This window comes from Pseudoselenomonas ruminantium, assembly GCF_900113715.1.
GTDB classification, from domain to species: domain Bacteria; phylum Bacillota; class Negativicutes; order Selenomonadales; family Selenomonadaceae; genus Selenomonas_A; species Selenomonas_A caprae.
The window spans coordinates 1-22855 of record NZ_FOQK01000033.1; the positions used below are offsets into that span (position 1 = coordinate 1).

Consider the following 22855-nt stretch of genomic DNA (forward strand, 5'->3'; position numbering starts at 1 on the left):
GCCCGGCGGCGCGGTATTCTACGAATAAATTCCTGGTAATTACAAACTGCAAGTTATCGCTTGGTCACACAAATGGAGGAGGTCCGCTGACATCGTTGTGTCAGCGGACCTCCTCCATTTATGACAGGGCAATCCCCTTCTATTCTCTTTTGACCTTATACGCCACGGCATACATCGCCGGCAGCACCAGCAACGTCAGCACCGTCGCCACGAGCAGGCCGCTGGCGATTGCCACTGCCATCGGCCCCCAGAAGCGGCTGAACATCAGCGGCAGCATGCCGAGGATCGCCGCGGCCGCCGTCAGCATGATGGGACGGAACCGCAGGATGGCCGAGTCAACCACGGCATCCCACGGCGTCTCGCCATCGGCCAGATGCTTCTGGATCTGATCGATCAGTATGACCGAGTTGCGGATAATCATACCGGAAAGCGCCAGGATGCCAAGCTCCGCCACGAATCCCATAGCTGAATTTGTCAGCAACATGCCCCAGCTGACGCCAATGATGCCCAGTGGCGCAGTAAGCACCGTCAGTACCATCTGCTTGACACTGCCAAGCTGGAACATCAGCAGCGTCATAATGATGAAGATCATCATCGGTATCGGCTTCATCAAGTACCCTGCACTGTCCTTGCTGTCAGCCAAGGCACCAGCTGGCTCGATGCGGCAGCCAAACGGCAAGTCTTCACGCAGCTCCTTGGTGGCATCAAAAGCCTTTTGCGTCGCATCGTTCGCCGTCCCGGCATGGATTTCGGCCTGCACCGTAACCGTTGGCATCAGATCACGGCGCTCGATATAGCCGTCCTCTGCCTCATACGAAATCTTTGCGAGCTGCTCCAGCGGCACGTAGCCAGCCTGCCCGAGATAGATGGGCAGGCTCTTTATTTTCGACAGATCCTGCCGGTCCTCGCTCGCCAGACGCAGCTTGATATCGATGGTGCGGTCGCCCGCATAGAACTGGGCAGCCGTAGCACCGGTAATTGACGTATAGAGCTGCTGGGAAACCGCCTGGCTGCTGACGCCGAGCGAGTTCAATTTATCCTGGTCAAGTTCTAAATGCATGACCTTGCTCTTATCGCCCCAGCTCATATTGACGTTATAATTGTTCGGGTCCTCGGCGACGATATCTGCGACCTTGCGCGCCAGTTCCTTGGCCTGATCTGACGTATAGCCCGTCACGCGCAGCATAACCGGATAGGCCGCTGGCGGCCCCGTCTGGATGAACTGCATCTTCGCCCGGACATCGGCAAAATCATCGGCAAAGGCCTTATTCAGCTGCTCCGTCAGCTTTTCACGTGCCTCTGTATCCTTTGCCACGAGCACGAACTGCGCGGCATTATCGCGTTCTGCCTTCGGGTCGATGGTCAGCACGAAACGCGGCGCATAGCGGCCAACATAATACGAATAGTTAGCCAGCAAGTCCTGCCGCGCCTGCAGCCAGTCTGACATGCGGTCGCAGACCTCCTGCGTGGCCGCCATCGAGGAGCCTTCGGGCAGCTTGAGCTCGATGAGCACCTCCGGACGGGTCGACGTCGGGAAGAATTCCTGTTTGACAAATTTCAGCATTCCCACTGATACGAGGAATAGGACTGCCGTGACCCCCAGCACCAGCCGGCGATGGTCGAGGAACCAGACCAACACCTCGCGGAACCAGCGGTAGAACTTGCTCTGATAGGGATCGAACTTACCCGCTTCATCCGTTTTGACTTCGACCTGTATCAAATGATAGCCAAACAGCGGCGCAATCATGACTGACACCAGCCAGGATAGCAGCAGCGCCGTAGCAATGACTGGGAACAGTGCCCGGCAGAACTCGCTGGCCAGGCCCTCCGAAAAGGCCACGGGGATGAAGCCGGCGCAGGTGATCAGCGTGCCGGTGAGCATCGGCTTGGCCGTTGCCCGGAACGCATAGCAGGCCGCATCAAATCGGTTCAGCCCCATCTCCAGCTTGACGCTCATCATCTCCACGGCAATGATGGCATCATCGACCAGCAAGCCCAGCGCAATGATCAGCGCGCCCAGCGACACCTTATGCAAATCAATGCCTGCCATATACATGATGCAGAAAACGCCGCAAAGTACCAGCGGAATACACCCCGCAACGACCATGCCTGTGCGCACGCCCAGCGACAGGAAGCTGACCGCAAGCACGATGACGATGGCTTCGACCAATGTCTTGACGAAGTCATGGATGGAGCCATCGACGACCTTCGGCTGATCGGAAACCTGATGGATCTCCAGACCCACCGGCACTTCCTGCTGGATCTTGCCGATCTCCTGCCGCAGCTGCTCGCCGAGCTCCAGGATATTGCCGCCCTCCTCCATCGACACAGCTATGCCGATAGCCGGTTCGCCATTGAAATACATCTTTGGCTTCGCCGGGTCGATGGACTGGCGCTGCACGCGGGCGATATCGCCAAGGCGAAGCACCTTGCCATTGGCATTGATCGGCATCTCCCGGATGGCATCGATATCATCGAAAACACCGCTGACACGCAGGAAGACATCGTTGGTACTCGTCTCCACCTCACCAGTCGCCGTCATATTATTCTGCGTCTTGAGCGCATTGGCGATAATCTGCGGATTGATGCCCAGCTCAGCGATCTTATCGCGCTGCAGCTCGACATACACGACATCCGGCTGCTCGCCAATGAGCTCTACCTTCTGCACGCTCGGGATGTGCAGGAGGTCACGGCGCGTCTTCTCCGCATACTGGCGCAGCTCCTCATAGCTGTAGCCATCGCCGGTCACAGCATAGATCGAGCCATAGACATCATCGAAGCGGTCATTGTAATACGGACCATAGACGCCCTCAGGCAGATCTTTCTTGACTGCCTCGCCAAAATTATGGACGTCGCGCCAGATGGGGCGGATTTGCTCCTTGGACACCTCAGGCTTCAAGGCTACATAGATGACCGTCTGGCCCGCCCGCGTCTCACTGTTGATATGGTCAAGGCCCGGCACATCCTGGAACTTCTTCTCAAGCTTATCCGTTACCTGTTCCTGCATCTGCTCGGCCGTCGCGCCCGGCCAAGCCGCCGTGATGACCATCTGCCGGATGGTGAACTGCGGGTCCTCCATGCGGCCCAGCTGAAAATACGCTGCCACGCCGCCGATGGCCGTCATGATGATGAAGTACCAGACCAGCGCCCGATGCTTCAGCGATATTTCTGTCAGATTCGTCATCAGTCAGCCGCCTCCGTCCGCACACTCTGCCCTGCACGCAGCTTATGCACGCCAGCCGTGACCACCAGATCCGTGGGCGCCAGTCCCTGTACCAGGACTTGATTATCCCCAAAGTTCTCGACAGTAACCGGCTTGAGGCTAACCGTATGATCATCACCGACCACCCAGACCTGCGGCGTATCGCCATCCTGATAGATGGCCGACAACGGCAAAAGCGCCGTGCCCGCACTGCCAGCATCCTCGGCGGCAGCTTTCGGCGTCAGGGCAACATTGGCCGTCATGCCAAGCTGCATACCAGCTGGCGGCTCCGGCACTGACACGCGCACGCGATAGGTGCGGGACGCGCTATCCGCCATCGGCGCGATTTCACGCACTACACCTTCAGCCCGGTCATGGATCGCCCAGAACTTGACAACCGCCCGATCGCCTACGGCAATCCCGGCCACGCGGTTCTCCGGCACCTGGATTTCAATCTCCAGCTCGTTTGTCTGCACGAGCGTCAGCACCGTCTGGCCAGCACCTACCACCTGGCCCTCCTCGGCCGTGATGGATGATACGACGCCATTTGCCCCGGCGGTGAGATTCGTATAGCCCATGGCATTATGTCCCTGCGCCGCCTGGGCCAGTGCATTCTGATAGGCTGCAAACGCCGCATCGTAATTAGCCTGATACTGGTCAAGCGTCGCCGCAGCCACAGCATTTTCCTGATACAGCTGGCTGTAGCGGGAAAGATTGCGTTGCGCAAGGTCAAGCTGGGCCCGCGCCTGAGCCACCTGGGCATCCCCTTGATTGGACTTCTGCACGACATCACGGCTGTCGATCGTCATGAGCACATCGCCGGCGCGTACAGACGAGCCCACCTGCACATTGCGGCTGATGATCTGCCCGCCGACCTGAAACGACATATTCGTCTCATACCTGCCGCGGACAGTCCCCGAATATGAGCTGTTATCCGCCAGCGAACTGCTATCCGCCTGCTGGGTCTTGACCAGTGGTGCCCGCTCCTGCTCCTGCTCCTTGCTGCCGCAGCCAGCAAATACCAGATTCATCATTGCCAGCAGGCAAACCGCCGCACATAGCTTATAGCCTTTCATGAACCTCGCCTCCTGTCGGCACTTTCTTTGCTAAATCCACGATGTTCGCCGCGCAGGCACGCGTGACAAGCTCGTTAAATCCATTGAACAGGGTATGGATCTCGTTGGGATTCATATCGCGGACCAGATAGTCCACCCAGCCCTGGATGATATTGCGCAAAAATTGATGCTGCTCCTTGCCATACGAAGTCAGGAAGATATGTTTGACACGGCGATCGGCCGGATCGACTTCCCTATAGATGAAACCTTTGCCCTCCAGCAGGTTTACCGTCCGCGTAACTACCGCTTTGTCAAGATACAGCATACTCGCGAGCTCATCCTGCTTTGCGCCCTCATGATCAAAGATGCGGATCAGCATGATGTATTCCGAAAAGGTAAGGTCAAGTTTCTGGCAGGCCTCCACCACAAACAGCTGCGATCGCCGATGCAGGATGGAAAACCAGCGTCCAACATTTACATAATCATCCATAAACGTATTCCTCCCACCACTCCGTAGTATATAATAAGGTTTGTATGTTGTTGACTTTATCAAATAATTTTACTAAAAATGATAATAAAAGTCAATCATATAAGGCTTATTAATCCGACCTTAATATATATATACTTGCTAGATATATTAAGATTTGCTAAACTAAACTTTCGAGAGAGTACGCATTTAGGAGGTACATGAAATATAATGAATCAGAAAGAATTCCGGCTGTCTGTGCTGGCCCTTATCATCCTGCTGCTCGCCGGCAATGCCTGGCTGGCCATCACCGATCCGGTAGAATCAAACTACGCGCTGACCGCGCGTGAGATGCTCGAATCGGGCGACTTCATCTCGCCGCGCATCTACGGCAACTACTGGTACGATAAACCGATCTTCTTCTACTGGGAGCTCATCCTCGCCTTCAAGCTGTTCGGCGTCAACGAATTCGCCGCCCGCTTCTTCCCGGCGGTCTTCGCGTTCCTCAATGTCGGCCTCGTCTACTGGTTTGCCAAGAAGCTTTATAGCGCCAAGACTGCTATCTGCTCGGCGCTCGTCTTTGCCACGACGACAGGCTTTTTCTACCTGTCGCGTGCCGTCATCACCGACATGGCCTTTGTCTTCTTCTTCAACGCCGTGCTGGTCACCTTCTACCTGGCTTACAGCAGCGGCAACCGCCGTCTCTATCTGGGCTCCTTCTTCTTTGCAGGACTGGCCACGCTGACCAAGGGACCAATCGGCATTCTGATGCCGGGGCTCATCCTGCTGGTATTCCTCTGCATCCGCAAGCGTCCTGGCGAGCTATTACGCATGATGTGGCTGCCGGGGCTTGCCATCTTCTGCGCCGTCGGCGGCTACTGGTACTATCAGATGTACCAGCTGCACGGCCAGGACTTCATCCTCAACTTCTTCGGCGTGCACAATTTCCTGCGCGCCACCGTCGCCGAGCATAGCCGCGACGACGTCTGGTACTACTACACGATGATCTTCCTGCTGGGCTTCTGCCCCTGGTCCTTCATCATGCTCTACCAGATCAAGAAACGCTGGCAGGAACTGCGCGAAAAAGTCCGTGCCCGCGCCGTAAGCGAACCCACGATTTTCCTGCTGCTCTGGGCCTTCCTGGTCAATTTCCTGTTCCAGATGATGGCGACGAAATACCTGACCTACACGCAGCCGTCGTTCCTGCCGCTGGCCATCCTCGCCGGCGTCCTGCTCAGCGAGCGCCTCACGATGGTCAAGAAGGTCGCCGCTGGTGCCTGGGTGCTCTATATGATTCTGACCTTCGCCGGTGCCATGCCGCTCTGCGACCAGCGCTCCGGCCGCCAGACGGCCGAGGCCCTCAAGGAGCTGAATCCGGAGCACCGCCTCGTCGTGAACTGCGGCGACTATCAGACTTCGACGGTCTTCTATTATCATGAGAACATCGCCGACCTCGGCTGGCGCGCCGACATCGAGAAAGCCAAACCTGGCGACATCAGCTGGAACGCCAAGAATGTCATGCCGTTCATGGCCTATGAAGACCTGCCGGTAGGCGAGCCCATCATCGTCACCGTACAGAATGACCGCGCTGACAACCTCAAGAAAGCCCTGCCCCGTGCCGAGCTGCGCACGCTGCGCACCCTCGACGCCTACAGTATCGTCGAAATGATCATCCCCGACGAAGCAGCCAAACAGAAAGGAAGCAATGACAAATGATGAGAGGCAGCAGTTTGTCTATCGTAGTGCCCGTATATAATGAATCGGACAACCTGCGTCATTTTTATGCAGCAATCTGTGAGGAAATGGCCAAGCTCAACTACGATTGGGAGCTCATCTTCGTAAACGATGGCTCCACCGATAACAGCAAGGAAATCCTGCTCGAACTCGAGCAGCAGGACAGCCATGTCCAGCCGATTTTCCTGGCCAAGAACTCCGGCCATCAGCTGGCGCTTACCTGCGGTCTGGATCACGCTGACGGCGATGCTGTCATCACGATGGATGGCGACATGCAGCACCCGCCAGCGCTGATCCCGACGCTTCTGGATTACTGGAATCAGGGCTATGACATCGTCCAGACCATCCGCGAAGCCACCGAGGATGCCTCCTGGCTCAAGAAATTGACCTCCGCCGGATACTACAAATTGCTCAATATCATTTCCGAGGTTCCGGTCCAGCCTGGCGGCTCTGACTTCCGGCTCATGGATCATCAGGCCGTTGTCGCTTTCCGTCACTACCGCGAACACGCCCGTTTCATCCGCGGCATCATCGGTTCTATGGGCTTCAATCAAATACAGGTACATTTCACGGCTCCGCCGCGCTTTGCCGGCGTGTCGAAATTCTCGCCCAAGAAGATGCTGCGGCTGGCCGTCGACGGCGTCTTCACCTGCTCGACCTTCCCATTGCGCATTGGCCTCTACGCCGGCGTGGCCTCCATGTTTGCCAGCTTCCTGCTCATCCTGCACGTCCTCTATGAGACATTCGTGCAGGAAGCTACCGTAGCCGGCTGGCCGAGCATCATGGCCTGCATCCTGTTCTTCGGCGGTATGCAGCTGTTGGTTCTCGGGCTCATCGGCGAGTACCTCGGCCGCACCTACGAAGAGACAAAGCGCCGGCCGCTCTACTTGATCGAACGCGGCAAACCGCGCGATCAGAACAACAGATTCGCCATCAGCAAGGAGGAACGTCTATGACTTGCCCACGAGTCGGACATATCAATTTCCTGAATGTCCTGCCGCTGACCTGGAGCTACGCACACGGTGCTGACCAGGGCCTTGCCATCACCCGCGGCGTACCGGCAGTCCTCAACAACGATATCGTCAATCACCGGCTCGACGTCAGCAATGTCTCCTCCATCATCTATGCCCGTGACAGCGAGGAGCTCGTCGTCCTGCCGGATGTCTGCGTGAGCAGCGATGGCGACGTGCAGAGCATCCTGCTCGTCTCGCGCAAGCCGATCGGCGACCTGCGCGATGACAAGATCATCCTGACGGCCAAATCGGCCACCTCCCACTGCCTGCTCAAAATCATCCTGCGCGGTGCCTATGGTGCCATCCCGAACTACTACGTGCGCCATATAACGCCCGAGGATCCGATTCCCGAGGATGCAGCCGCATCGCTGCTGATCGGCGATGACGCGCTCTGGCTCTACCACCATCAGCAGCCAGACCTCTACTACTACGATCTCGGCCACGAATGGAAGCAGATGACAGGCAAGAAGATGGTCTATGCACTCTGGGTCGCCAACAAGGATTTTGCAGCGCAGAATCCCGCGCTGCTCCAGCTCGTCTACGACCGCATCCACCATGCCTTCCAGAACGGTCTTGCCCACAAGCGCGAGGCCATCGAGTCGATCCTTGCCGGCAAGCCGTTCACCTACGAGCAGCTCGACGACTACCTCGGCCCGACCATCCGCTGGGAGCTCACCGAGGAATACCTCGACGGCCTGCGCACCTTCTACGACCTCGCGCACCAGATGAATCTCATCGAGCACATCCCCACCATCAAGCTGGCAGATGTGCAGCGCAGCTGAAAATCATATAGGCAAAAAAAGGAGCCAGTGCAATCTAGCGATAGATTGCACTGGCTCCCTTTCTATTCCGCTGTTCTTCATTTGATGCGGATAACGCCAGGCTGGATGATCTTCCATTGCCCGTTGCGCTTCTGGAATTTCGCCGGCAGGCGGACCTGTATCTCCCGGCACTCTCCTTGCTCGTAATTCGAGGCGAAGGTCTCCTTCATGCCACCCTCGTTATGCAGCTGCTGATCATAAGGATGCAGGGGATTCGGCACGACGATATAGGCCCCGACAGCCTCAGGAACCGGCCACGCCCAATAGGTGCTCTGGGCGATATCCTCGACGGCCGCGAACTGCGGCATGGCCTGCCCATTCTCCTGCGCCGCATGGTCGGTGCAGACGAAGACCTCCAGCTCATTGGTCTTGACGAAGGCCTCGCAGGCCTGCTGCGCCTTGGGCACATCCATGCTGGCCGCCAGATTGTTGTAGTCTGCGAGGAACGCATGCCAGACTTCCTTCTGCTTCTCAGCCAGGATAGCCTCCTGCTCCAGCGCCTGTTCCGCTTCTTTGGCTTCGGCCTCGGCCTGCGCTGCCGTCGCCTCAGCGGACAAGCGCGCCTTGAGCACCTTGACATCCTGCTTGAGGGCTGCCACCTCTTTTTCCAGTTCGGCGATCTTGTTGAACTGCTTGCGGCCGCTGATGATGACCGACCAGTTATACGCCACGCCGACCAGCGATACCACGCTCAGCACGCCGATCAATACAATCAATACACCAGCCACAAGTGGTGGAAATAACTCCATAACTGCTGCTTCCTTTCTGCTGCACGCATTTACTCTTTGCCGTTCAGGCGATCAGCCAGCTCCAGGATGTTCCGGATGCGTTTCGCCTCGGTCGCCGTCAGCATGCGGTCGTCGTTCGAGCCGCCCTCGACGCCAGGCATCGTGATCTTTGCCGCCAGCACATCGCTGATCTCACGCATGGCCTTGCCGGTCTCCGCATCGACGGGCTGGTCGCACCATTCCATGATGCCGCTTTCCGTCTGGGTCGTCGCGACAGGCACCTGAGCCCGGATATGATAGATCGCATCAGCCGTCGGCTGGAGGTCTACCCCCTGAAAGCCCATCGGCCGGTGGCCGCGATGACGCAGGATGACATGCAGGACAGCTACGCCGTCTGCGCCCCGCACCAGATAGGGCTGGAAGAAGATACCATCCTCCGTCGGGTCTGCATAGCGATAATATGTCGCACCATCCTCCCCCTGGGAGATCTCCATATCGGCCGTCAGCCCGCGGATGACCTGATCCGGCTCCTCGGCACGGCCCAGCCGCTTATCGAGAAGTTCCTGCTTCTTGCGCGCCTTCTCCCGCAGCGCGGCCTCCTTGGCTTCCTTTTCCTGGCGGGCTGCCTCCTTTGCTGCCTCCTGCTTATCTTTCTCGGCCTGCACAATCTCCCGCGTCTGATGATAGTGGATAGCCATCAGATATCCAGCTCCACCGGCTACAGCCAGGACCAGCACCGCCACGATCACATATTTGATTTTCCCCATCGTCAGGCTCCTTTCCCAGAATCCCATTTACTCTCTTCCATTTTTTATATACGACAAAAAGGAGGGCTGTTCCTGCTCTCCTCCTAAAAATCGCATCATGCCATAAGCGTACGGAAACCGCTGGCCTTGTGCAGCCGATTCATTATGGCAAGTCCCAGCCCGTCTTCCGTCGTACCTTCGCCAAGCAGGACATCGGCTGGTTTATCATCAAAGCTGCGTAAAGCTTCATAGATATTGGCCGCAATGGCCGGCAAATCCTGCTGATGACCATAGTCGGCCATGAGATCTGCCGGCACCAGATCATAAAGCTCCTGCAGGACCTCGTGGCTCGCGATGACCCCCACCGTATGGCCCTCGGCCTGCAGGCGCCCGATTTCCCGCTGGAAGGCGCGGGCCATGCGCGTCGGCATGCCCTCGATAAGAGTCAGCGGAGCCTTGGGCGCATAATGCGTATACTTCATGCCCGGCGCCTTGGGCACTGCGTCTGCCCCGACAAGCGCAGGGTCGAGAGCGACAGCCTCCTCGCCGATAAGCTCGGCGAGCATCTCGCGCGTCACCGCGCCAGGGCGCAGGATGACGGCTTTGCTGCCCGTGCAGTCAACAATTGTCGATTCGACACCGAAGCGGCAGGCGCCGCCATCGAGGATCAGCGGGATCCGCCCATCCATATCGCGGGCCACGGCCGCAGCAGTCGTCGGGCTGGGCCGGCCTGAGATGTTGGCCGAGGGCGCAGCGACCGGCACGCCAGCCTCCTTTATCATCGCTCGGGCAACATCGTTTTCGGGCATGCGGACGCCTACCGTGTCAAGGCCGCCGGTGATGCGGTCCGGTACGAGGGCGCGGCGCTTCAAGATCAGCGTGATAGGCCCGGGGCAGAAGGCCGCGAGCAGCTTCTCCGCCAGTGGCGTCACCTGCACGGCGACCTGATCGACCATCGAACGGTTCGCCACATGCAGGATCAGCGGATTATCCGACGGACGCCCCTTGGCATCATAAATCCGCCCACAGGCATCACCGTCAAGGCCATTGGCGCCGAGCCCGTAGACCGTCTCCGTCGGGAAGGCCACAAGACCGCCCTGCCGCAGGATTTCGCCTGCCTGCTGCAAAGTGGCCTTCTGCGCCTTCACATCTTCTATCTTCACAATTCTCGTATCCAAAATGCCACACCTCGCTTACCAAGCCGGCGCTCGTCCCGCTCCAGGGATGGGCGCTCCTTATTCCGCTTGTCTCCATGCTACGACCACGCGCTCGATGCCGGCGTAGTCCTTGATGATCTCTGTCCTGCCGATCAGCGGGTTCGCTGCGGCCAGAGCCGCGACATCCTGTGCCTGATGGATGCCGACCTCGAAGGCCATGAATCCGCCGTCCACGAGCATCGCCGGTGCCTCTTGGCAGAGACGGCGGTAGAAATCCAGCCCATCCGTACCGCCAGACAGGGCCGTCAGCGGCTCCTTGCAGCGGACCTCCGGAGCCAGCCCCGCAATGTCTGCCTCGGGGATATAGGGCGGGTTGGACAGAATCGCCGCATAGCTGTTTTCCTTGATGGGGGCCAGCAGGTCGCCCGTATGGAAGACGATGCGGTCTGCCAGCCCGAGGGCTGCGGCATTCTCTTCAGCCACGGCCCGCGCCGCAGGGCTGATGTCGACGGTATCCGCCTTGGCCAGCGGCGTGAAGTTCAGCACCGACAGGCAGACTGCGCCTGTCCCGGTACCGATGTCGGCAAAGCGCACCTCGCCTGCCGGCATAGCCTTGAGCCGCTCGACGGCCGCCTGCACCAGTATCTCCGTATCCGGGCGCGGGACGAGCGTATCCGGCGTCACCTTGAACGTCAGCCCCATGAATTCGCGCTCGCCGATGATGTACGCCACCGGCACATGATTCACACGCTGCTTCACCATCTCGCGATACGCGGCCAGTTCCTCTGCCTGCAGCGGCTCATCGAAATGCACGTAGAGATAGATGCGCTGCTTGTCCAGCAGATGGGAAAGCAGTACCTCCGCATCGAGGCGCGGAGATTCCACGCCCTTCTGCTCAAAGTACTGCTCCGTCCATTTGAGGATTCTGCCAATGGTCCATATCTGATTGCTGTCTGCCATTACTTCACCTGTTTCAGCCGCTCAGCCTGATCCGCCGTGATGAGCGCATTCAATATCTCATCCAGCTCACCGCCGAGCACGGCATCGATTTTATGCAGGGTCAGGCCGATGCGATGATCGGTCACGCGGCCCTGCGGAAAATTATATGTACGGATGCGCTCGCTGCGGTCGCCCGACCCCACCTGGCTGCGGCGGTCAGCGGCCACGGCATCCTCCTGCTGCTGGCGTGCCTGGTCGAGGATGCGCGCGCGCAGCACCTTCATCGCCTTCTCCTTGTTCTTGAGCTGGGACTTCTCATCCTGGCACTGGACGACGATGCCCGTCGGCAGATGGGTGATGCGGATGGCCGTCTCCGTACGGTTTACGTACTGGCCGCCTGCCCCGGAAGCGCAGTAGGTATCGATGCGCAGGTCATTCGGGTTGATGTCGATCTCGACATCCTCGACCTCGGGCAGCACAGCCACCGTGACCGCCGAGGTATGGATGCGCCCTCCCGACTCCGTGACCGGCACGCGCTGCACGCGATGGGTGCCGCTCTCATACTTGAGACGGCTGTACGCCCCAAAGCCCGTCACCATGAACGAGACTTCCTTGAAACCGCCGATCTCGGTCGCATTCGCATCGATGAGCTCCGTGCGCCAGCCCTGCTTCTCCGCGTAGCGCGAATACATGCGGAACAGGTCGCCGGCAAACAAGGCCGCTTCCTCCCCGCCAACACCGCCGCGGATCTCGACGATGACATTCTTGTCATCGTTCGGGTCCTTCGGCAGCAGCAGGATGGGCAGCTCCTGATCCAGGACTTCCTTCTGGGCCGTGAGCTCCGCCAGTTCCTCCTCGACCATCTTGCGCATCTCATCGTCAAGGGGCTCGTCAAACATCGCCTTGTCCTCAGCGATGCCTGTGACCACGCGCTTGTATTCGCGGAACTTCTCGACGACCGGTGTCAGGCTCGCGTGTTCCTTGCTGTATCGCTGCCAGCGGTCGATGTCCTGGATGGTGTCGGGATCGCTGATCAGCGACTCGAGCTCCAAATATTTGTCCTCAACAGCCTGAAGTTTACTCAGCACAACATTCTCCCTCTACTCTGATATATTCGCCGGTCCCCGCCACGATTTCTTCCTCAGGCAGCACGGCCTTCAACGACTCGATGGCCACCTCGACCATATCATCCTCCGGCGGCCGCGTCGTCAGATATTGCAGCCACAGGCCCGGCTTGATGGCCGTCTGGATGATGGCATTCTGGCTGCGGCCGGCCAGCCGGATGAGCTCATACGAGAGTCCTGCCACTACCGGCAGCAGCAGGATGCGGCTCGCGATGCGCTCAATAAGCGACGGCCAGCCCAAAAACGCAAACACGAAAATCGACACGAGCATGACAATCAGCAGGAAATTCGTCCCGCAGCGCGGGTGCAGCCGCGAAAACTGCTGCACATTCTCCACCGTCAGCGGCAGCCCTGCCTCGTAGCAATGGATGGTCTTATGTTCTGCCCCATGATACTGGAACACACGGCGGATATCCTTCATACGCGAAATCCCCCAGATATATAGCAGGAAAATCGCCAGCCGCAGGAACCCTTCGAGCAGATTCAGGCAAAACGGGTCGCTGGTGATGTCATGGAAAAATTTTGCCGCCCCGGTCGGAATGGCGATGAACAGGATGCTCGCCAGTACTAAGGCAAACACGATAGTACCTGCCATCTCCCGTTCCGTGAGCTTCTCGTCCTCATCGCCAGCCATCTGGGCCGAATAGGACAGCGACTTCATGCCGATGACCAGCGACTCGATAAGCGCTACCGAACCGCGCAGCATAGGACGCTTCAAGATGGGGAACCGCTCCGTGATCGAATGGACGGGATTCACATCCACCTGTATCCTGCCATTCGGGTCGCGCACAGCCGTCGCCGTCAGCTTGGGCCCGCGCATCATGACTCCTTCGATGACGGCCTGGCCGCCAACCATCAATCTATCACTCAATGGTACTTCCTCCTTTTTTCGGGAATACCGATTATTTCAATATTATGAATTGCCTCATAGTAGCCGCATAATAAAAGAAAGCAGAACAGATTGCTCTGCTCTGCTTTACCGTTCGTGCGATTATTTCTTGGCCAGACGCTTGTTGAACTTCTCGATACGACCGCCTGCCTGTACGTCACGCTGACGACCCGTGAAGAACGGATGGCATTTGGAGCAGACATCGACGCGAAGCTCCTGAACCGTGGAACCCGTCGTGAACGTGTTGCCGCAGCCGCAAGTTACCTTAGCCTCGAAGTATTCCGGATGAATACCCTGTTTCATTATTACACCTCGCTTTCACCCCAAGAAACTGGGAATTGATACAAGCAAGCTATGCGCAAGCTTGGTTTAGACCTAGCTCCCCGTCGGGGTAAAGCCAGTCAAGTTTTTGACTTGGAACCAGACGTCAGTACGTCCAGTACTGGAATATTATATCACGCAGAAACAGTGGATGCAAGGGAAAATCCATCACCGATCAGTGTTTCTTCGCATTCTGGCAGGCAGGGCAAAGTCCGAAGAAGTACAGCTGATGCGCCGTGATGTCATAGCCCGTCGCAGCAGCCGCCTGCTGCTCGACGTCTGCCGCATCCAGATTCCCCATGATATCGTCGACGCGGCCGCAGCAGGTGCAACGCACATGCGGATGGGTCGCCGTATTGGCATCATAGCGGAAAGCATCCTCGCCCACATTGAGCTCCTGCGCCAGCCCGACCTCGCAGAGGATCGCCAGGGCCTTATAGACCGTCGCCAGGCTCATCGTCGGATAGTAAGGCTGCAGCTCCCGGTAGAGCATCTCGGCATTCGGATGCGCCGTGGTATGCGAAAGCGCCCGATAGACAGCCAGCCGCTGCGGTGTGACCTTGAAGCCGCGCTCGCGGAGCAGCGCCGTCACTTCCTGGGGTTTGAGCATCGCCTTCATGACAAAATCCTTTCTTGCTCACAAACTAACAAATAATGATTATCTATTTGTATTTATTCTATCTTATCTCCGCACGCCTTGTCAATATCCAGGCAAAAGAAAAGAGAGCCGCGCGCCGCAGCTCCCTTGTGTTTTATGCAACTTCCGTCTTCTTGCGCTCAACCTGACCAGTCTCTACTGCGGCCGCACGACGCATCAGCCATTCGGCCCGCCGCGTCTGTACCTTGCGCTCATAGCAAACATAGTCATGATTCCAGTTGATGCTCTTCCTCATCTTCTTCATCGCAATCCCTCCATGTTCACAATATGTACGTATAAATCCCTATGAATAAGTCTCCCTGACTTTGGAGTTATTTTATCATGTTTCAAAGGTATTGTCACGATAAAATTCAGTAATGGAAGCAGCCGGCAAGCATAGGCATCTGGCCGGCTTGCTGCCGGCAAGATCCTGGACGGCCCGGCATACGAGCACCGCATCCACCGGCGCATCACCCGCCAGCAGCTGGAATTTCCCCGCTGGCAATCCCTGGGCATAGGCCGTGAGGATACGTCCTTCGCGCTGAGTCTGCGACAGTGGTGCCGTATCATCCTGCCCGATGACGAAATGGCGCACTACCCCCTTGCGCGTATAGTCGATCAGGCAGCGGTTCATCGACAGATTCTTGTCGCGGCGCGCCTGCCAGTCCTGCCAGACATCCGGCGGAACGGCATTCATGTGCCGGCTGAGCTCGGCCTGCTCGGCCCGGGTCAGCCCCTGGGTCTCCTGCTTGTCCACCAGCGCCGTAGCCGCAACGATATCATCCCCGTACTCCAGATAGTAGTCGGGACCGCCGCGGCCTGCCGCAGCATCCCCCGACGTCCGCATGAGGGACCCGAACACATAGAACCGGATGTCCGGATACTTCTGGTGCAGCACGGCAAACTGCGCTACGCGCGCCGCCAGCAAGGGCTCTGGCAGCTCATGGCGGCGCGACGGTACCAGGCCGCCGTAGAGCAGGGCATCGGCAGACACCATCGCGGCATCGGCGGTGCCGATGTTTGCCCGCACCCAGGCCCAGAGCTTGTCCGGCTGCCCCGGACAAGCAGCGCCATCGCTCAGGAGCTCAGCCGGTGGCAGCAGGACTTCATAGCCACGGGAGCGGAGGCGCTCCACCGCCGCCTGATCTGCCAGCGCGCAGTTATCGTATGGGACAAATAGCAGTTTTCCCTTGGCTGCTGCCAAGGATGCATCCACGGCCAGCAGACTGAACAGCCCGGCCAGGACAGCAGCCAAAATCATCCTTATCGTTTTCATAGCTCCACCTCATTGGCCGCATAGACTATCCTCTCGGTGTTTGCTCTTTAATTCGACATCGCCCTGCCAAAAACCTGCCATCGGCCGCCACGTTATTTGTGTTATAATGAAGACATTACGACAGAAAGTTGGTACTTACGCTATGCTTACAAACGATATCAGCGCGGTCATCGCGAAAGAATTGAACGTCCGCCCGAAACAGGTCACGGCGGCCATCGAGCTGCTCGATGACGGCAACACGGTGCCCTTCATCGCCCGCTACCGCAAGGAAGCCACGGGCTCACTCGAAGATGAGCAGCTGCGCGTGCTCGAAGAGCGCCTTGCCTATCTGCGCAACCTCGTCAAGCGCCAGGAGGAGATCCTCGGCAAGATCGAGGAGCAAGGCAAGCTTACGGACGAACTGCGCACGGCCATTGAAAAGACTACGAAACTGCAAGACCTCGAGGATCTCTATCTGCCCTACAAGCAGAAAAAACGCACGCGCGCCCAGATTGCCCGTGAGGCTGGCCTGGAGCCGCTCGCCAATGCCATGATGCTGCAAGCGCAGTCCAAGGGAACCGCACTTGCCGAGGCCGCAAAGTTCATCGATGCGGCCAAGGGCATCGAAACGGCAGAGGACGCACTGGCTGGCGCGATGGATATCGTTGCCGAAACCACGATGGAAGATGCGGCCCTGCGCAAGAAGATGCGCACGCGCCTCTGGAACACGGCTGTCCTTACGACCAGCCTTGCCGATGATGCGGCAGAAGAGGACAAGCAGGTACTCGAGATGTACGCTGCGTACCGCGAACCTGTACATACCCTGCCCTCCCACCGCATCCTCGCCATCAACCGCGGCGAGAAGAAGGGCGCACTCAAGGTCAAACTCGAAACCGATCATGAAGAAAACTGCCGCCGCATCTATAACAGCATCCACCGCCAGCCATCCATCTGGGAGGAAAGCCTGCAAGCTGCCATCGCTGACGGCTATAAGCGCCTGCTGCTGCCCGCGCTCGAACGCGAGATCCGCAGCCAGCTCACAGAAGCTGCCGAAGCCCAGGCCATCAAGGTATTCGGTGCCAACCTGCGCCAGCTCCTGCTGCAGGCCCCGCTCGCCGGTCACACGGTCATGGGCCTCGATCCCGGCTACCGCAATGGCTGCAAGATGGCTATTGTCGATGCGACAGGACAGGTACTCGACTATGGTGTCCTGCAGATTACCCAGAGCGACCGTGCCAAGGCTGCCGCAGCCCAGACTGTGCTGGCCTCCATCCGCAAGCATCACGTCACACTGATTTCCATCGGCAATGGCACAGCCTCCTATGAAACCGAGCAGTTCACCGCGGAACTCATCCGCGAAAACGCCCTCGACGATGTCCACTACATCATCGCCAACGAAGCCGGTGCCTCCGTATACTCGGCTTCGGCGCTGGCCAAGGAGGAACTGCCCGAATACGATGTCGTCATCCGCGGCGCTGTATCGATCGCCCGCCGCGTACAGGACCCCCTCGCCGAACTTGTCAAGATCGACCCCAAAGCCATCGGTGTCGGCCAGTACCAGCATGACGTCAATCAAAAGGAACTTACGCATACCCTCGATGCAACCATCGAAAGTGCCGTCAATCATGTCGGCGTCGATCTCAACACGGCCTCAGCTGCCCTTTTGAAGCACATCGCAGGCATCAATGCGACGATTGCCAAGAACATCGTCGCCTACCGCAACGAGAACGGCAGCTTCCAAAACCGCCGTGCATTGCTCAAGGTGCCACGGCTCGGCCCTGCCGCTTTCACACAATGCGCGGGTTTCCTGCGCATTGCCAGTGGCAAATTGCCGCTGGATAATACCCCTGTCCATCCCGAATCCTATAAGCTCGCTGAAGCGATTCTAGAAAAACTCGGCTTTGACCTTAGAGACCTCAACGACAAAGATCAGCTCGCCCTGCTTGCCGCCAAGAGCAAACTCGTCGACTGTGCCAAGCTTGCCAAGGAACTCGACGCCGGCGAGCCGACAGTCAAGGACATCCTTGCAGCCCTTATCAAGCCCGGCCGCGATCCCCGCGAGGATTTGCCAGCCCCGCTGACACGGCAGGCCATCGTCAAGCTATCCGACATCCAGCCAGGCACCATCATGCGCGGTACCGTGCGCAATATCACGGATTTTGGCGCCTTTGTCGACATCGGCCTGCACCAGGACGGTCTTATCCATATCTCCGAGCTGTCCAAGAAACGCGTCAAGCATCCGCTCGATGTGCTCTCGATCGGCGATGTCCTAAACGTCATGGTCATCAGCATCGATGAAAAGCGCAACCGCATCGGCTTATCGCTAAAACAAGTCCCAAAGGAGGCCCAGATCGGATGAGCCTTCTCGAACAAACTATCGCCGTCATCCAGCCGGCCAGCCAGGAGACGGCCACTGACGCAGCCGCCCGCCTTCAGCAGGTACTCGAGGGCGATGCTGCCGCCCTTGGCCGCCTGCGCGATTTGCTGCTGCGCTATCTGACCATAACCGGAAAGCGCCATCCCCAGCCGCCAGAAAAGTGCACGATCATCGCCTGCGCCGACCATGGCGTTGCTGCCGAAGGAGTCAGTGCCTATCCAGCCGAAACGACTGTGCAGATGACCCGCAACTATCTCATCAGCCGCGGCGGTGCTGCCAACGCTTTTTCTGATTATTGCGGTTCCGAACTGCTCATCGTCGATATGGGCATAGCCGCTGACACCAGTGACATTCCCGACCTCATCGATGCCCGCATTGCCAGTGGCACCGCCAATATGGCCCAAGGCCCCGCAATGACACGCGAGCAGGCCAGGCAGTCCATCGAGGCAGGCATCAGCATTGCCAACCAAGTCATTGACGAAGGCTTCGACTGCCTGCTGCCCGGCGAGATGGGCATCGCCAATACCACAGCCAGTGCAGCCATCACAGCTGTCTGCTGCGGCCTTTGTGCCGCCGATGTCACCGGACGCGGCACAAACATCTCCGACGAACGCCTGCAAAAGAAGACAAGCGTCATCGAGCAGGCACTGTCCATCAACCAGCCAAGGCCGCATGACGGTCTCGATATCCTTGCCAAAGTCGGCGGCTTTGAACTGGGCGCTATTGCAGGACTGATTCTCGGCGCAGCCGCCCGCCAATGCGCCGTCATCCTCGACGGCGCCAACACCGCAGCCGCCGCTCTCATTGCCCAGACACTGGCCCCCGACTGCACAGACTATCTGCTTGCTTCCCATCTGGGCGCAGAAAAATCCCATGTCCACAGTCTCAAGAAGCTCGGGCTCGAACCGCTCATGGACCTCGACCTCAAGCTCGGCGAAGCCTGCGGCTCAAGCCTTGCGGCCGCCATGCTCGACGCCGTGCTCACAGCCTGGGATGTCCTCGACAAGCTGCCCCATGACCCGATCGAGACGCCATTCCATCACGAATACATGCGTCATACGGTCCCGAAGATTACGGATAAGACCTTCGACTTCTACCTGCGCACGATGCAGGATCTCGACCATCAAGCGATGGAGCTTTGCCAGCAGCGTATCGATAACCTCGCCAAGCCCATCTACAGCCTCGGCTACCTTGAGCAGATTGCCGTCGAGCTCGCCGGCATCATCGGCGACGAGCTGCCCGAATGCGGCATGGACAGAGCCCTGCTGGTCTTCACCGGCCGGCACACGAGCCCGCTGCAGTCGCAGCTCACCGCGGCCTTTGCCACCCATGCCGGTGCCGAAGTCACACTGGCCCACCTGCGCGACGGACTGCCGCCTACCGCGGCCTTTGACTTCGGCCGTGAGCATGCCGAGCTCCTGTCGCTGTCCTATCCGCTGCTCGGCCTGTCGCTGACGGAAATCGACGAAGATGCACCGTTCGGCACGGCCGCCAGCGAGCTGCGCGCCGCCTTGCTCAAAGAAGATGGCAGCCTGCGCTACGCTGCTGACGAGTTCCTGCAGCAAACACCGGAAACATATCAGCCTGCAGTCAGCGCCATAATCGGTGCGATAATCGCCGCCGCGCATAACAGCAGCTTCATCCTGCTAGACGACGAAGCCACGGAAATCATCGCGCGCTACACCGAGCTCTTATGCCCCGCTGTGCGCCCCTATATCCTGCATGTCCAGCCAGCAATGCTTTTGACAGATATCACATTGCCCGGTGGCATCATCGCCAGCCTTGGCCTTGGCATCACCGAAGCAGCCATGCATATGCTGAACATCATGCGCACCTTCGCGGAAACAAAAGTAGCCGTCGCCAGCGACGGCCCCGGTGCCGGCCGGCAGCAACAATGACACACAAAAAGCAGTTCAAATGTAAATGCATTTTGAACTGCTTTTTTACTCTCATTTATTCATCATTCACTTCATAACCACAGCAATCGTGCCATCCTCTTTTAGTATGATTTTATCCACTTTCATCAAATCGATATCGTACCATTCGATAGCAGATTCATCAGCGAAACATACCTTCAAATCATAAGACGGCACACCCGTGTCTTGCATACGCAGTCCAACGAGCTCATTATTCTTGAGCGTATCCGAACCGAGGATGCTCTTTCCCCAGTTGTTCGTTTTGGCGGGGCTGACAAAGATCTTGTGAATCGTATAGCCGATATGATTTTCTATCTCAAACAGATGAGACGCCGCCTGGGCAACATTGGACAAAGCCATGACCAACATTACTGCAAGGATAAGCCCTTTTATCGCTTTATTTTTCTTCATAACTATTCTCTCCTCTTTGATAGTAAAAAAGGCCCATAATAGGGCCAACCATGAGAAATTATAACATTAATGGTTCTAAATGTACAAGCTAAAAATGCTGCGCAGCCAACAGGACGATACGCCCAGCAGCTGCGCAGCACGAGATGCTAAAACATATATTTACCTTTGGGGTCAGAACTTGAACTGACGCAATGCCTGTTTCTGCTCCGCAGCCATATGCGAAAGCGTGTCGCTGGCCGAGGCGATCTCTTCCGACGAAGCGGACTGCTCCTCGGTAGCTGCCGAAACCGACTCCATATGCTCCGAAATCTCACGGCCCTTGGCGTTGATTTCCGCCACCGAATCGGAGATGTTCTGCGCATCCGCATTGACCTGACGAATTGCTGCATCCATTTCCTTGGTCTTAGCTGCACCGGACTGTACGAGCTCATGGATGCGCTCAAATACCGCCTGCAGCTCCTCGACCGACTTCGCACCGGTGACGACAGCATCGCACCCTTGCTTCATCGAATCGACAGCCTCAGCCGTATCCTGCTGCATCGCATTGATAAGGCCGGCAATCTTCTGCGCTGCCTCTTCCGACTGCTCAGCGAGCTTGCGGACTTCCTCGGCGACAACGGAGAAACCACGGCCCTGCTCGCCAGCACGAGCTGCCTCGATGGCAGCGTTGAGTGCCAGCAGGTTCGTCTGGCTGGCAATCTCCGAGATCGTATCGACGATTGCTCCGATTTCACCCGAGCGGCTGCCCAGACGGCTGACCATCTCAGCCGTGCTGCTGACCGTAGACTCGACATCGCGGATCTCACGCACCGAGTCAGCCAGTGCCTTGTTGCCCTGTGCCGCCTCGCCAGCTGCCGTCAAGGAGTTTTCCGAAACCTCGCCAGCATGGGCACGCATCGTCTGGATGGACGCATTGACCTTGTCCAGCAGTTCCTGGCTGGCCTTGAGCTTCTCTTCCTGCTCAATGACGATATGCGCAGCCTCACCGACGGCCTCAGCCGACTGTACCGAAGCCTGCGCGGACTGCAGCGAAGCCTCTTTGAGGTTGCCCGAGGAATCGCTGATATCCTGGATAGCCTTGTAAACACCCTTCATGTAAGCTGCGAGCTTATGCTGCATATCAGCCAGGACACCGGACAGATGACCGAACTCATCGCCGCGATCCAAAGCCGTTGCCGAACCGCGGAAGTCGCCATCGCGGAGCTTCTCGCAGACCGCACGCATCGAATCGAGTGCCGTCGTGATATTGCGCGCCGTCATCAGGCTGCCAACCACCTGCACCACCAGCGCAATCAGTGTGACAATCATGATGAGCATCAAAGCACTGCTATTCGCATCCCGGCTGGCCTGCTCTCTGGCCTCCGCCTGCTCGTTGACGCGCTGCTGCTGGCCATGGAAAGCATCGCGCAGGCCGCGCGTTGCCGGCGAGCCTTCTTTCTCATAATAAGCCAAGGCGTCGGCCGCTTTGCCCTGATTCGACAGCTCGATGACATGTGTCATGACCTTCTTGTAGTTCGCCCACTGCGCATCGATCTCGCTGATATCCTCGATCGGCATGCCCTTGACGGTTTCCTTGTACTCAGCCAGAGCCTTCTCGACGTTGTCCGCAGCTTCCTTCTGCTGTTTAGATACCGTCTTCAAGCGGTCAGCATTATCGTGCAGCGTCACGATCTGCAAGGTCTTGACCATCATGACACGGCTGTACTCCACAGCAGTTCCCAATTGCTGCACGCCCTTCATCTCATGCTGATACATGCTGTTCATTGCGTTATCCGCATTGCTCAGCGAACGATAGCCCGTGAAGCTGATGCCCAGCATGGCGATCGCAGCCACGGCAACAATCATCATCAGCTTATAAGCTACCTTCAGATTATCAAATAATCCCATTTCTTGCACCTCCTAAAATGATAGGTTTCTATTATAACAATTTTATTTTACCATTGCAAAAAAAAGCTCACTATTCTTTTCTACTTATAACATATATAAGTTTTTCTTATAGTAAATTCCTCCCTTACCGCTAATATTTTTACACTTTCCTATTGACATGCGCTTAAAGTGTCTATA

General features: G+C 57.7%; 20 protein-coding genes. 5 read left to right on the plus strand and 15 right to left on the minus strand.

Translation table 11 applies throughout. The annotated features are described in order from the left end of the window. Nucleotides 1-139: 139 nt before the first annotated feature. The 3 genes from BM181_RS13555 to BM181_RS13565 are packed head-to-tail and all read right to left on the minus strand — an operon-like array spanning nt 140 to nt 4747. Complete coding sequence (locus tag BM181_RS13555; RefSeq protein ID WP_075445664.1) at nt 140-3184, minus strand: efflux RND transporter permease subunit; 3045 nt, start codon at nt 3182-3184, stop codon at nt 140-142. Further along, nucleotides 3184-4278 (minus strand): efflux RND transporter periplasmic adaptor subunit, encoded by a 1095-nt coding sequence (locus tag BM181_RS13560; RefSeq protein ID WP_075445665.1) that lies wholly within the window; start codon nt 4276-4278, stop codon nt 3184-3186. The genes BM181_RS13555 and BM181_RS13560 overlap by 1 nt, the downstream gene beginning before the upstream one ends. Beyond that, a complete protein-coding gene (locus BM181_RS13565; RefSeq protein WP_075445666.1) occupies nt 4265-4747 on the minus strand; it encodes a MarR family winged helix-turn-helix transcriptional regulator in 483 nt (160 codons plus the stop codon). Before BM181_RS13565 ends, BM181_RS13560 begins: the two co-directional genes overlap by 14 nt. A gap of 207 nt (nt 4748-4954) precedes the next feature. Here BM181_RS13565 and BM181_RS13570 point away from each other — a divergent pair, with 207 nt between their 5' ends. From BM181_RS13570 to BM181_RS13580, 3 genes are read left to right on the plus strand one after another with little or no spacing between them, the layout of a single operon-like run. Next, nucleotides 4955-6439 (plus strand): ArnT family glycosyltransferase, encoded by a 1485-nt coding sequence (locus tag BM181_RS13570; RefSeq protein ID WP_075445667.1) that lies wholly within the window; start codon nt 4955-4957, stop codon nt 6437-6439. Further along, nucleotides 6439-7413, plus strand: a complete 975-nt coding sequence (locus BM181_RS13575; RefSeq protein WP_075445691.1) for a glycosyltransferase family 2 protein — start codon at nt 6439-6441, stop codon at nt 7411-7413. Before BM181_RS13570 ends, BM181_RS13575 begins: the two co-directional genes overlap by 1 nt. Then, the gene (locus BM181_RS13580; protein ID WP_075445668.1) at nt 7410-8252 is read left to right on the plus strand and encodes a menaquinone biosynthetic enzyme MqnA/MqnD family protein; all 843 of its coding nucleotides are present in this window, start codon (nt 7410-7412) and stop codon (nt 8250-8252) included. The genes BM181_RS13575 and BM181_RS13580 overlap by 4 nt, the downstream gene beginning before the upstream one ends. A 77-nt stretch (nt 8253-8329) precedes the next feature. Here BM181_RS13580 and BM181_RS13585 read toward each other — a convergent pair whose 3' ends face one another. From BM181_RS13585 to BM181_RS13625, 10 genes are all read right to left on the minus strand, one after another. Next, the gene (locus BM181_RS13585) at nt 8330-9040 is read right to left on the minus strand and encodes a hypothetical protein (RefSeq protein ID WP_075445669.1); all 711 of its coding nucleotides are present in this window, start codon (nt 9038-9040) and stop codon (nt 8330-8332) included. 29 nt (nt 9041-9069) lie between these two features. Next, nucleotides 9070-9786: a hypothetical protein gene (locus tag BM181_RS13590; RefSeq protein ID WP_075445670.1), complete on the minus strand. Its 717-nt coding sequence runs from the start codon at nt 9784-9786 to the stop codon at nt 9070-9072. Nucleotides 9787-9881: 95 nt separating this feature from the next. Then, complete coding sequence (locus BM181_RS13595; protein WP_075445671.1) at nt 9882-10943, minus strand: L-threonylcarbamoyladenylate synthase; 1062 nt, start codon at nt 10941-10943, stop codon at nt 9882-9884. A gap of 57 nt (nt 10944-11000) precedes the next feature. After that, nucleotides 11001-11882 (minus strand): peptide chain release factor N(5)-glutamine methyltransferase, encoded by an 882-nt coding sequence (gene prmC / locus BM181_RS13600; RefSeq protein ID WP_075445672.1) that lies wholly within the window; start codon nt 11880-11882, stop codon nt 11001-11003. Then, nucleotides 11882-12949: a peptide chain release factor 1 gene (prfA, locus tag BM181_RS13605; RefSeq protein WP_075445673.1), complete on the minus strand. Its 1068-nt coding sequence runs from the start codon at nt 12947-12949 to the stop codon at nt 11882-11884. Before prfA ends, prmC begins: the two co-directional genes overlap by 1 nt. Beyond that, nucleotides 12939-13841: a DUF1385 domain-containing protein gene (locus BM181_RS13610; protein WP_075445674.1), complete on the minus strand. Its 903-nt coding sequence runs from the start codon at nt 13839-13841 to the stop codon at nt 12939-12941. Before BM181_RS13610 ends, prfA begins: the two co-directional genes overlap by 11 nt. 135 nt (nt 13842-13976) lie before the next feature. Then, on the minus strand, nt 13977-14177 hold the full coding sequence (rpmE, locus tag BM181_RS13615; RefSeq protein WP_075430831.1) for a 50S ribosomal protein L31: 201 nt from the start codon (nt 14175-14177) through the stop codon (nt 13977-13979). 193 nt (nt 14178-14370) lie between these two features. Continuing rightward, complete coding sequence (locus BM181_RS13620) at nt 14371-14805, minus strand: transcriptional regulator PerR (RefSeq protein WP_075445692.1); 435 nt, start codon at nt 14803-14805, stop codon at nt 14371-14373. A 142-nt stretch (nt 14806-14947) separates the two neighbouring features. Next, complete coding sequence (locus BM181_RS15330; RefSeq protein WP_173371358.1) at nt 14948-15097, minus strand: hypothetical protein; 150 nt, start codon at nt 15095-15097, stop codon at nt 14948-14950. Between the two features lie 75 nt (nt 15098-15172). Further along, entirely contained in the window at nt 15173-16108 is a 936-nt protein-coding gene (locus tag BM181_RS13625) for a DUF4127 family protein (RefSeq protein WP_075445675.1), read from the minus strand. A 142-nt stretch (nt 16109-16250) separates the two neighbouring features. On the opposite strand from BM181_RS13625, the gene BM181_RS13630 reads away from it, so the two are divergent. Both BM181_RS13630 and cobT read left to right on the plus strand, forming a co-directional pair. Further along, nucleotides 16251-18446, plus strand: a complete 2196-nt coding sequence (locus BM181_RS13630) for a Tex family protein (protein WP_075445676.1) — start codon at nt 16251-16253, stop codon at nt 18444-18446. Beyond that, complete coding sequence (gene cobT, locus BM181_RS13635; RefSeq protein ID WP_075445677.1) at nt 18443-20362, plus strand: nicotinate-nucleotide--dimethylbenzimidazole phosphoribosyltransferase; 1920 nt, start codon at nt 18443-18445, stop codon at nt 20360-20362. The genes BM181_RS13630 and cobT overlap by 4 nt, the downstream gene beginning before the upstream one ends. A gap of 66 nt (nt 20363-20428) precedes the next feature. Here the strand turns inward: cobT and BM181_RS13640 are convergent, their stop codons facing one another. Further along, nucleotides 20429-20791: a hypothetical protein gene (locus tag BM181_RS13640; protein ID WP_075445678.1), complete on the minus strand. Its 363-nt coding sequence runs from the start codon at nt 20789-20791 to the stop codon at nt 20429-20431. Nucleotides 20792-20962: 171 nt separating this feature from the next. After that, nucleotides 20963-22678 carry a methyl-accepting chemotaxis protein gene (locus BM181_RS13645; RefSeq protein ID WP_075445679.1) on the minus strand — a complete coding sequence of 572 codons (1716 nt, stop codon included), beginning with the start codon at nt 22676-22678 and terminating at the stop codon, nt 20963-20965. Between the last annotated feature and the right edge of the window lie 177 nt (nt 22679-22855).

What these genes read in the sequence shown, in the direction of transcription:
- BM181_RS13555 (WP_075445664.1), bottom strand. Translation starts at nt 3,184, where the DNA reads ATGACGAATCTGACAGAAATATCGCTGAAGCATCGGGCGCTGGTCTGG.
- BM181_RS13560 (WP_075445665.1), bottom strand. Translation starts at nt 4,278, where the DNA reads ATGAAAGGCTATAAGCTATGTGCGGCGGTTTGCCTGCTGGCAATGATG.
- BM181_RS13565 (WP_075445666.1), bottom strand. Translation starts at nt 4,747, where the DNA reads ATGGATGATTATGTAAATGTTGGACGCTGGTTTTCCATCCTGCATCGG.
- BM181_RS13570 (WP_075445667.1), top strand. Translation starts at nt 4,955, where the DNA reads ATGAATCAGAAAGAATTCCGGCTGTCTGTGCTGGCCCTTATCATCCTG.
- BM181_RS13575 (WP_075445691.1), top strand. Translation starts at nt 6,439, where the DNA reads ATGAGAGGCAGCAGTTTGTCTATCGTAGTGCCCGTATATAATGAATCG.
- BM181_RS13580 (WP_075445668.1), top strand. Translation starts at nt 7,410, where the DNA reads ATGACTTGCCCACGAGTCGGACATATCAATTTCCTGAATGTCCTGCCG.
- BM181_RS13585 (WP_075445669.1), bottom strand. Translation starts at nt 9,040, where the DNA reads ATGGAGTTATTTCCACCACTTGTGGCTGGTGTATTGATTGTATTGATC.
- BM181_RS13590 (WP_075445670.1), bottom strand. Translation starts at nt 9,786, where the DNA reads ATGGGGAAAATCAAATATGTGATCGTGGCGGTGCTGGTCCTGGCTGTA.
- prmC (WP_075445672.1), bottom strand. Translation starts at nt 11,882, where the DNA reads ATGGCAGACAGCAATCAGATATGGACCATTGGCAGAATCCTCAAATGG.
- BM181_RS13610 (WP_075445674.1), bottom strand. Translation starts at nt 13,841, where the DNA reads ATGGTTGGCGGCCAGGCCGTCATCGAAGGAGTCATGATGCGCGGGCCC.
- rpmE (WP_075430831.1), bottom strand. Translation starts at nt 14,177, where the DNA reads ATGAAACAGGGTATTCATCCGGAATACTTCGAGGCTAAGGTAACTTGC.
- BM181_RS13620 (WP_075445692.1), bottom strand. Translation starts at nt 14,805, where the DNA reads ATGCTCAAACCCCAGGAAGTGACGGCGCTGCTCCGCGAGCGCGGCTTC.
- BM181_RS15330 (WP_173371358.1), bottom strand. Translation starts at nt 15,097, where the DNA reads ATGAAGAAGATGAGGAAGAGCATCAACTGGAATCATGACTATGTTTGC.
- BM181_RS13625 (WP_075445675.1), bottom strand. Translation starts at nt 16,108, where the DNA reads ATGAAAACGATAAGGATGATTTTGGCTGCTGTCCTGGCCGGGCTGTTC.
- BM181_RS13630 (WP_075445676.1), top strand. Translation starts at nt 16,251, where the DNA reads ATGCTTACAAACGATATCAGCGCGGTCATCGCGAAAGAATTGAACGTC.
- cobT (WP_075445677.1), top strand. Translation starts at nt 18,443, where the DNA reads ATGAGCCTTCTCGAACAAACTATCGCCGTCATCCAGCCGGCCAGCCAG.
- BM181_RS13640 (WP_075445678.1), bottom strand. Translation starts at nt 20,791, where the DNA reads ATGAAGAAAAATAAAGCGATAAAAGGGCTTATCCTTGCAGTAATGTTG.
- BM181_RS13645 (WP_075445679.1), bottom strand. Translation starts at nt 22,678, where the DNA reads ATGGGATTATTTGATAATCTGAAGGTAGCTTATAAGCTGATGATGATT.